We start from the raw sequence: 9,084 nt of genomic DNA, 5'->3' as shown, positions 1-9,084 counted from the left end.
ACCTCATGCGGCCCGCACCCCCACCCGCTCGTGCGGCACCGGCATCCGTACCGGCGGCGGCCAGGACTCGGCGCCAGGTGCCGTGGACAGGACCGTGGCCGCGTGGGCCAGCGACACCATCGTCATGTGGTGGTGCCAGCCGCGGAACGAACGGCCCTCGAAGTCCCGGATGCCGAGCCCCTCGCTGACCTCCGTCAGATCGCGCGTGACCCGGCCCGCGAGCATGGCGGTGCGGTAGACCGTGCCGAGCTGGGACTGCGGCAGGTTCGACAGCCAGTACTCGCTGGGGGTGCGCCGCCCCGGATCCCGCCAGGCGCCGACCAGGATGAGTTCCTGCTGGTCGGCGGGGACCGGCCGGGGGGCGTCGGGGCCCGTCCGGCGCAGCAGGACCCGGGCGGCGCCGACCGACGTCGCCCGCAGGGCGTCCGCCTCGTGGTCGTACCACTCCACCGGCAGACACTGCCGGCTCAGCTCCGGGACCAGGGCGAGCGGCGAACCGGGCGGGCACGGCGTGCCCGTCGCCTCGGACACCGGCTCCGGCAGTCCCGGGCGCGGCGCGGGCCGCAGCGCCCGCAGCGCCAGTCCGCGGGCCGCGGGGTCGATCCGCACGACGAAGGGCATACGGCGCTCCAGCAGCACCGAGCAGATGCCGTACGTGTCGCTCTCCCGCAGGTCCATCACCACCGGCCGGTGCGGCAGACCCCAGTCCCCGGCCATCGCGGACACGGCCTCCACCGCGCACTGCTCGGGCGGGCAGGAGCCGACGTCCTCCGGGATACAGGCCCGGCGCCGCAGCGCCGCCTCGCCCGCCCAGCTCTCCGGCAGGGCGAGCCGCCAGTCCACCGGACACGACGCCCGGTCGGCGGCCAGCCACACCCCTATCGCCTGCTGGCAGTTGACGACCCGTCCGAACTCCGAGACCCACCGCCGCTCCACGCCCACGGAGTGCTGCCCCACCTTGGCGATCACCAGGGGTTGGACCACCCAGGCGCGCGGCTCCAGCCGCAGCAGCAGGTCCGCCAGCTCCCGGCGGACCGGTTCGGCGGCCCACGGGGACTTGGTGATGAACTGGTAGAGGCTCTGCTCCACTCCGCCGCCGGCACCGTCGGCGATCGCCCGCATCGTCTTCCTCCCGGAAACCGAAAGCAGGCCTCTCACATAAAGCTCGCCCCAACGCCTCTGGTCACTGCGCGGAATTGATCTGAACGTGCGGGAAATGATCTCGGAGACCACGTTCTCGGAAATCTCGGCGGACTCCACGACTTGACGTTCGCCGGGCATGACTCAGCCCTCTCTGGAATACGTGAGGTTCTTCGCCCGGGGCCGGCGCCGCGGACGCGGTGTGCGTCCGCCGGGGCGCCGGCCCCGGCAGGGGCCCGTCGGCCGGGGGAACCGACGGGCGTGGGGACGGGGCGGGCGGTCGGGGGTGGGCCCGCCACGTCGTCCGTACGGCCCGGAACCGGGGCCGTGGCGCTACGGGCGCAGGGCCAGCAAGGGGTCCGGGGTCAGCCTGCGGAACAGCGGTTCCCAGTCGGTGGGCGCCGCGCCCGGCTCGTTGTAGACCTCGAACGTGCGGCCCGCGGCCGCCGCGGAGCCGAGCGCCCGGACACAGGCCTCGGCGACCGAGGCGCGCGAGACCCAGCCGTCGCCGCGGTCGTCCTGCTCCAGCCGGACACCCGCACCCGCGCCGCCGTCGTCGGTCAGCCAGCCGGGCCGCACCACCGTGTAGGCGAAGCCCGAGTCCCGTACCGCGTCCTCGCCGCGCAGCCGCCAGTCCAGCAGCCGCCCGTAGGCGTTCATCGGGTGCTCGCGCCGGGTCACGAAGATCTGGCTCACCAGCACGAACCGGGGCCGCGGCGCGGACTCCGCAGCAGCCGCCAGCACGTTGAGCACGCCGCTGCAGACCGTGGTCTCCGGGCTGTCGGGACCGGAGTCGGCGGTACCCGGCTCCACGCTGAACACCACGGCGGCACAACCGCGCAGCGCGGGCCCCAGCGTGTCCGCGTACCGTACGTCCGCCTGCCACAGCTCGGTGCCGGGCGGCGGGGTCGCTCCTCGCTCCGGATGCCGGCTCACCACGCGGACTCGCTCGCCCGCCTCGGCCAGTCTCCTGGTCACGAGGGAGCCGAGCCGTCCCGCTCCGCCGATCACCGCTATGGGACCGTGCATGTGCATGATTCCCCCTATGTGTTGAGGCCTGTCGTCCCCGGCCGGGTCACACCCAGCGCAGGACGTCGTCGGCGCTCGTCAGCTCGGTCGCGGCGGGCACGCCGGTCAGCGTGGGCACCCTGAGCCGCGGATAGACGGTGACCCCGCGGAACCGGGACCCGGGACGCAGCACGGCCCCGTCGCCGATCGCTGTGTGCCCTTCGAGCCGGGTGGGCCGGCCACGCTCCGAATGGATCACCGCCATCGGTCCGACGTAGGACTCCGAGAGGTCGGCGTGGGCGCCGATCACCGCGGACTCGCCCACGGCGGAGTGGACGAGCGTGCTGCCCTCACGGATCTCGGCCCCGTCGCCGACGTCCGTGTGCTCCAGCCGCACGCCCGGCCCGATCTCGACGTCGTGACCGATGCGCACGCCGGGGCCGATCAGCACCGACCCCTCCTCGATCTTCTGGGCGAGGGTCGTGCCGGACAGGTCGTCCTTCGTCAGCAGGCTGCTCTCGTGGATCCAGCCCTGCGATCCGGCCTGCCCGGACCGCGCCATGAGCCGGTTCATCTGCTCGTACGCGCCGTCGAGCACGAGCCGCAGCGTGTGCAGATAGTCCTGTACGTTGCCCAGGTCGCCGAGCCTGCCGATGGCATGGGTGGCGACCGGGTGGTCGTGCCCGGCCAGCCAGGGCAGCAGGTCCCCGCCCCAGTCGAGCCTTTGGTGGGACTGCCGGAACAGCTCCGGCTCCCGGGCCAGCAGTCGCAGCCGGCCGCAGTCCACCAGGTACATCCCGGCGTTGGTGGGCAGTGTCGCCCGCTCGTCCGCGACCGCTTCCGGGAACAGCTCGCGCAGCCGGGCGGCGGCCGGCTTCTCGACGAAGCCCGTCACCAGCCCCCGTGCGTCGGTGCGCATCACGCCGTACTTGCCGGCGATCTCCCGCGCCGTCCGTTCCACCGCGGCCACCGTCACCACGGCGCCGCGCGCCTCGTGCGTGGCCCGCAGTTCCCGCAGGTCGAAGTCGAAGAGCGAGTCGACCGGCAGCACCAGGGCCTGGCCCTGCAGGTCCCACTGTTCGAGGTTGTGGAGCGTGGCTCCGGCCGAGCCCACGTTGTACCGGTCGAGGCGCGAGCGGGAGTACCTGACGTCCACTCCGTGCCGCTCGCCGTGGCCCAGCAGCAGCTTGATCTGGTTACGGTTCTCCAGACCGTGGGCGACCACGTAGAAGCGGCGGATGCCCTGGTCCCGGCAGGCTTCGACGACCCATTCGACGAGCCGCCTTCCGACAAACGGAATAAGAGCCTTGCTGCGAATGTAGTCGGACGATTCAAGAGTGATGGGCTTCGCCCGCTCGCCCCTGCCGCCCGCGAGAATGATTCCTACGGTCTCCGGATTCCGACGAGGCACGTTCGCTTTCCCCCTATGAGTTCGTCGGACGTCCCCCGAGCCTTCGGTCAGCCCCATTCCGGGTCGTGATCGGGGATGTTGGCCGTCTGGACGAGCGGCTTGCCGTGCAGGGCCTGCTCGGCCGACTGGGCGCCGAGTCCGAGGAGGAGCATGAGGGCGAATATCGCGCTGAATCGCTTGGCGGTCGTTCCCATGGAATTCATGTGGATTCCCTCCCAGATGGCTGATAGGCGCTGTCGCCTCCGCCGCAAGAAGCATGCCGCAGCCAGCAGCCGGATTTCTTCGCTTGGTAGCCTCGTGATCGCGCATTGCGCATTTCTGAAGGGGGAACGAATGTGCAGGAAGTCGGACAATCTCTCCCATACCAATGTGATCAGGCTCTGCGACGAAGGTCTGGCCCGTTACCGGGAAGCGCTCTCAAAAGGTCCGATTGATGGCGATGTACCGGACTGCCTCGTCGAGTTGGGTCTCATGCGGCCCTTGGCCGAAAACCCGCTGATCATGGGCGTGGTGCCGCCCGACATCGCGGTGAGCGAGTTCTGCCGCCCCATCGAGCGCGCCATTCTCGTCCAGCAGCAGGCCGTGGCGGCCGTCCGCGAGGCGCTGAGCGCCGCCGAGGACGTCTACCGCGAGGAACAGGGCACCGCCTCCGCCGACATCCGTCTGCTGCACGGCGAGGACGTCATCAGCGCGGCGCTGCAGAAGTCGGCCGACGCCTGCCGCACGGAACTCCTGACCGCCCAGCCCGGCGGCGGCCGGGCCACCGCACTCCTCAGCAAGGCACTGCGCCGCACCCTGGAACTGTCCGAACGGGACATCCGCCAGCGGACGCTCTACCAGCACTCGGTACGCACCCATGGCCCCACGCTCGCCTACATCGAGCAGGTCACCGCGGTCGGCGTCGAGGTACGCACCCTCAACGAACTCTTCGACCGCCTGATCATCTTCGACCGCAGGACGGCCTTCATCCCCGACCCCCGGCACGACCTCAGGACCACGGCCCTGACCGTCGAACACCCGGCGATCGTCCACTACCTGGCCACGGTCTTCGACCACGCCTGGCAGCGGGCGGAACCCCTCAGCATCACCCAGGAGCAGGCGCGCCCCCCGCTGATGACCGACGAGACCCGGCGCACCGTCCTGCGCCTCATGATCGAGGGCCACACCGACGCGGCGATAGCCAAGCGCCTGGGCATCAGCGCCCGCACCGTCTCCACCCACATAGGCCGAGCGTCGGAGGTCCTCAACAGCAAGAGCAGGGCCCAACTGGCCTACGCCCTGGCCCAGTCCCGCCTGCTTGAGGACATGGACGGCTGACCGACCCCCTCCCCGTCCCCACACAGACCCGCGGCCGCCGACGCCCGCTCCGCCCCACGGGGGGGGCCGAGGCCAAGCCGAGGCACCCGCTACGCCGCGGCAGCGGCCAGCACCTGCTCCACGTCCGCGCGCCCGGCCCGCAGGGGCGCCGGCACGCCCAGCACCGCGTCCCCCGGCAACCGCGACCGCAGCGCCTCCAGCACCGGCTCCAGCAGCCGGGGCGCCGCGGTCACCACCGACTTCCCCGTCCACGTGGCGAGTTCCACGGCCGCGGCGGACAGCCGGACATCGTCCAGATAGACGAGGTGTGCGTGCCCGAGTCCGGGCGCGGCCGCACGCGCGGCGAGCGCCAGCCGGGTGCCGTCCTCACCGACGGAGATCAACCGCGCCGTGGCCGGCGAGGGCTCGCTCGGTTCCCAGGACAGATCGGTCCCCTGCCCCTCCCCGAGCACCAGACAGTGCGGCAGCGAGGACCGCGCGGCGTGCCGGACCACCGCCCGTGTCTCCTCCTCCCCGCAGGGCATCGCGAGCGGTACACCGGACATCCGCCACACTTCGTCGTACCCGTCGGGAAAGCCCTCGGGCGACATCACCACCGTCGCCCCGGCCTCCAGGCAGTCGCGCCACAACGACCGGGGCGCCACCGACCGCCCCTCCGCCGGGCCCGGCGTGACGGCCACGAACGGCTTGAACCCGGCCGCCCGCAGGCCCGTCACCATCTGGGTCAGCACCGTGCCCACGTTCGGCAGCGAGAAGAAGCGGTCCGGGTGGGCCGCCTCGAACGGATGGTCCTTCTTGCGGGCCAGCGTCTCCAGACAGACCACCCGGCGGTCCCGCCCGGCGACCTCGGTGAGTTCACTGCGAAAGGCGTCCCGCCCGGACAGGGTCACCACGGCACCACTTTCCCCCGTCGTCGGACCCCGGCGATCGCTCCCCGCTCCACCGTGCCCGCGTCCAACTGCTCCCTGAGCGACCGACACCGGAGCGGAAGAACCCCACCCCCGCGGTCACGGGGCCGCCTCCCGCGCGGCACCGCCACCCGCCCCGGCGGCCGGCAGGCCAACCGCGGAGCCGGTCCGGACCGCGCCCTCGGCGGTCATCACCCGGACACCCGGCCCGGTCGGTCGCGACCGTCGCCGCTGTCCGCGACGCGGATCTCCAGCAGCAGGTGCTCGACGGCGTCGGCGCCGTACTCCTGCTCCACCAGCTCCACGGACCGCACCACGTGCAGTTCCCGGCCCAACTCCCGTGCTATCTCGTGCAGTTCCCCGCGGGCACCGCGGCTGCTGAAGTGCAGCAGCGCCCGGCCGCCCGGGGCGAGCATCCGCGGGGCCTCGGCCAGATAGCGCCGGTGCGTACGGTAGCCCGGATCGACATAGGCACGCTCGTGCATGGACCGGTAGGTGTAGTCCTCGGGCGCGCGTACGTAGTTGGAACTCCAGAAGACCATGTCGAAACGTTCCTGCTGAAGTGCGGAGAACAGATCGCTCCGCACGGCCCGCACCCGGTCCCCCACTCCGTGCCGCACGGCGTTGAGCGCCGCGTTCTCGACCGCCCGGGGGTTCACGTCGGCGGCGACCACCCGCTCGCACCCGGCGAGCGCGCTGCGCACGGCGACGACCCCGGTCCCGCAGCCGATCTCCAGGAACGAGCCCGACCGGTCGCCCGGACCCGCCTCGGCGAGCCCCAGCAGATCGAGCGCCACCGCGGTCGACGGCGAGAAGACCGGAGCAAACACTTCGTCAAGAAGATTCCATCGCAAGCCCAACAGCTCGAACTCGGCCGGTCGGTCCGGACGCGTCAGCGACAACCTGCTGCGCTCCAGCGACCGTACGAAACTCTGCGTTCCCGACATGTCCCTGTCCCCCCGCCGGACGCTCCGTGACCGCGGCGTCGTCCGCTTCCCGGAGCGCTGTCAGGGCTTATTGTCGGGTTACCGAACACGACGGGGGAATGTGCAGCGATAACCGCTGCACACCGGCCGGGCGGTGCTCCGGTCACCGTGCGGCAGGCTCTGGCATGTGGTTTCGGCCAAAGGTCGCCTCAAGGGTACTGGTTCAAGCCATCGTTGACGCCTGTCGTGCACGCAATCTAGGTTCGCGAAGGCTCGGCAGAGCCACGCGCCGCAGGCGCCGCAGATCAACTGGGGGTGAGGTCTATGCGGCACACGGACGACTTCGTACAGGACGAACTACTCAGACTTCTCGAACTGCTCGCCACCGAGGCCCCGCCCCACCGCTTCGAACCGCCCCCCGACTCCGGCGAACCGGTGCCGGCCGAGTCCCTGGCCCTCCTCGACCGCGCGCGGTCCCTGGCGCTGGACATCCACGGCCTGTTCGCCCGCCGCCAGCAGCGCGAGGCCGCCCTCGCGGCACTCGTGGACACCGCACGGGAACTGACCCTCCCGTACGAGGTCGACGCGCTGCTGCAGGTGATCACCCGCCGGGCCCGGCTGCTCCTCAACTTCGACATGTCGTGGATCACCCTCAGGGACCCCGTCGACGGCCGCTCCTACGTACGCATATCCGACGGCCACGCCTCCACCATGACCCCGGGGTTCGTGGTCCCGGCCCAGGGCGGCGTCGGCAACGCGGCGTTCGACCGCTCCGCGCCCTTCTGGACCGCCGACTACCTCACCGACGACCGCTTCCCGCACTCCACGCCGACCGACGAGGTGGTCACCGCGGAAGGCCTGCACGGTCTGATGGCGGTGCCCCTGAAGGAGGGCAGCGACACCTTCGGCGCTCTCTACGGCGCCGACCGCTCGGTGCGCCACCTCACACCCGACGAGATCACGCTGATGTCCTCGCTGGGCGACCTCGCCTCGCTGGCCATCAAGAAGGCCCGGCTGCTCGCCCACACCCGGTCCGAACTCAGCGAACTGGAACTCGACGTGTCCCGCGCGCTGGACTCCTCCACCACGGAGCGTCTGGTCAGCGGCGTCCACACCCGGCTCATCGACATGGTGCTGAGCGGCCATGGGCTGAACGAGGTGGCAGCCCGCGCCGCGGCCGAACTCGGCGGAGCCCTGATGGTGCGCGACGCCACCGGCCGGACCCTCGCGGTCACCGAGGGCTTCCCTGACTTCGACGAGGCGGAACTCTTCCAGCGGACCCTGGACGCCCACACCGAGCTCGCCCCGATCCGCTCGGCGGACGGCCTGTGGCTGTGTCCGGCCACCGCGGGACGCGAGGTGCTCGGCACCCTGATCCTGGCCGCGGACGGCCCGGCCATCGACTACCAGCTCCGGCTGCTGCGGGCCACGGCCCAGTCCACCGCGGTCCTGCTGCGCATCCAGACCGGTGCCGAGACGTCCCCCGACGGGGGCCGCAGCCGGCTGCTCCAGGACCTGATCGGCGACTCGCCCCGCGCGCCCGAACAGCTCGCGGTGCACGCCCGGCGCCTCGGCGTCGCCCTCGACGACCCGCACGTGGTACTGATCGCGCGGCCGGACGGCGGGGCCAGCGGCCGAGCCCTGGTCTGGGCCTCGTCGTACGCCCACCGCATGGCGGGACTGCAGACCATCGCGGACGACTGCCTGGTGCTGCTGGTCCCGGGCATGGACTCGGGGGACGCGGGGCGGGCGGTCACCGCCGAGCTGTCCACGGTGACCGGCCGCCGGGTGACGGTCGGCTCGGCCGGGCCGGTCGCGCATCCGGGCTCGGTCCACGGCACCTACCAGGAGGCCAGGCGCTGTCTGGAGGCGCTGACCGCACTCGGCACCGACGGGGGCAGCGCCTCGGCACAGGAACTGGGCTTCCTCGGGCTGCTGCTCGCGGACAGCCCCGACATCACGGCCTTCGTACAGACCACGATCGGCCCGGTGATCACCTACGACAGCCGGCACTGCACGGATCTGGTCCACACCCTGGAAGCCTGGTTCGCGTCCGGCGGCAGCCCCCGCCGGGCCGCCGAGGCCCTCCATGTGCACCCCAACACCGTCTCCCGGCGCCTGGAACGGATCACCGACCTGCTGGGCTCCACCTGGCAGGAACCCATGCGGGCGCTGGAGGTGCAGCTCGCCCTGCGGCTGCAGCGCACCCGGCACGCGATCCGCTCCCCCCTGTCCACCTGCTGACAGCGAAACGGCTGCGGGGGGGGGGGGGGGGGGGGGGGGGGGGGGGGGGGGGGGGGGGGGGGGGGGGGGGGGGGGGGGGGGGTGTTCGTGGGGTTTCTTTTTCCCCCTTTTTTTGTTTGTGTGGGGGGGC

The 9,084-nt window shown here is 72.0% G+C and carries 8 protein-coding genes; 2 read left to right on the top strand and 6 right to left on the bottom strand.

Features of this window, described 5'->3' with window-relative positions; all coding sequences use genetic code 11:
* Window positions 1–3: 3 nt before the first annotated feature.
* From AC07DS_RS41600 to AC07DS_RS41585, 4 genes are all read right to left on the bottom strand, one after another.
* Window positions 4–1,281 (bottom strand): IS701 family transposase, encoded by a 1,278-nt coding sequence (locus AC07DS_RS41600; protein ID WP_479153936.1) that lies wholly within the window; start codon window positions 1,279–1,281, stop codon window positions 4–6.
* A 192-nt stretch (window positions 1,282–1,473) separates the two neighbouring features.
* On the bottom strand, window positions 1,474–2,169 hold the full coding sequence (locus tag AC07DS_RS41595) for an SDR family oxidoreductase (RefSeq protein WP_479153935.1): 696 nt from the start codon (window positions 2,167–2,169) through the stop codon (window positions 1,474–1,476).
* 46 nt (window positions 2,170–2,215) lie between these two features.
* A complete protein-coding gene (locus AC07DS_RS41590) occupies window positions 2,216–3,559 on the bottom strand; it encodes a sugar phosphate nucleotidyltransferase (RefSeq protein ID WP_479153934.1) in 1,344 nt (447 codons plus the stop codon).
* Window positions 3,560–3,606: 47 nt separating this feature from the next.
* Window positions 3,607–3,762, bottom strand: coding sequence for a hypothetical protein (locus tag AC07DS_RS41585; protein WP_479153933.1), 156 nt, complete (start codon window positions 3,760–3,762; stop codon window positions 3,607–3,609).
* Between the two features lie 268 nt (window positions 3,763–4,030).
* On the opposite strand from AC07DS_RS41585, the gene AC07DS_RS41580 reads away from it, so the two are divergent.
* Window positions 4,031–4,876 carry a helix-turn-helix transcriptional regulator gene (locus AC07DS_RS41580; protein WP_479153932.1) on the top strand — a complete coding sequence of 282 codons (846 nt, stop codon included), beginning with the start codon at window positions 4,031–4,033 and terminating at the stop codon, window positions 4,874–4,876.
* Window positions 4,877–4,965: 89 nt separating this feature from the next.
* Here AC07DS_RS41580 and AC07DS_RS41575 read toward each other — a convergent pair whose 3' ends face one another.
* Together AC07DS_RS41575 and AC07DS_RS41570 are read right to left on the bottom strand one after the other, a co-directional pair.
* Window positions 4,966–5,769 carry a hypothetical protein gene (locus tag AC07DS_RS41575; RefSeq protein ID WP_479153931.1) on the bottom strand — a complete coding sequence of 268 codons (804 nt, stop codon included), beginning with the start codon at window positions 5,767–5,769 and terminating at the stop codon, window positions 4,966–4,968.
* A gap of 206 nt (window positions 5,770–5,975) precedes the next feature.
* Window positions 5,976–6,731, bottom strand: a complete 756-nt coding sequence (locus AC07DS_RS41570) for a methyltransferase domain-containing protein (RefSeq protein WP_479153930.1) — start codon at window positions 6,729–6,731, stop codon at window positions 5,976–5,978.
* 303 nt (window positions 6,732–7,034) lie between these two features.
* On the opposite strand from AC07DS_RS41570, the gene AC07DS_RS41565 reads away from it, so the two are divergent.
* Complete coding sequence (locus AC07DS_RS41565) at window positions 7,035–8,954, top strand: helix-turn-helix domain-containing protein (RefSeq protein ID WP_479153929.1); 1,920 nt, start codon at window positions 7,035–7,037, stop codon at window positions 8,952–8,954.
* Window positions 8,955–9,084 lie beyond the last annotated feature (130 nt).

It is taken from the genome of Streptomyces sp. NPDC044064 (assembly GCF_056434245.1).
Note: the sequence above shows the minus strand (reverse complement) of the source record. Positions and strands in the feature narration are given on the sequence as shown.

Coding starts and splice junctions, on each gene's coding strand:
- AC07DS_RS41600 (WP_479153936.1), bottom strand. CDS start 1,281: ATGCCCGGCGAACGTCAAGTCGTGGAGTCCGCCGAGATTTCCGAGAAC.
- AC07DS_RS41595 (WP_479153935.1), bottom strand. CDS start 2,169: ATGCACGGTCCCATAGCGGTGATCGGCGGAGCGGGACGGCTCGGCTCC.
- AC07DS_RS41585 (WP_479153933.1), bottom strand. CDS start 3,762: ATGAATTCCATGGGAACGACCGCCAAGCGATTCAGCGCGATATTCGCC.
- AC07DS_RS41580 (WP_479153932.1), top strand. CDS start 4,031: ATGCGGCCCTTGGCCGAAAACCCGCTGATCATGGGCGTGGTGCCGCCC.
- AC07DS_RS41570 (WP_479153930.1), bottom strand. CDS start 6,731: ATGTCGGGAACGCAGAGTTTCGTACGGTCGCTGGAGCGCAGCAGGTTG.
- AC07DS_RS41565 (WP_479153929.1), top strand. CDS start 7,035: ATGCGGCACACGGACGACTTCGTACAGGACGAACTACTCAGACTTCTC.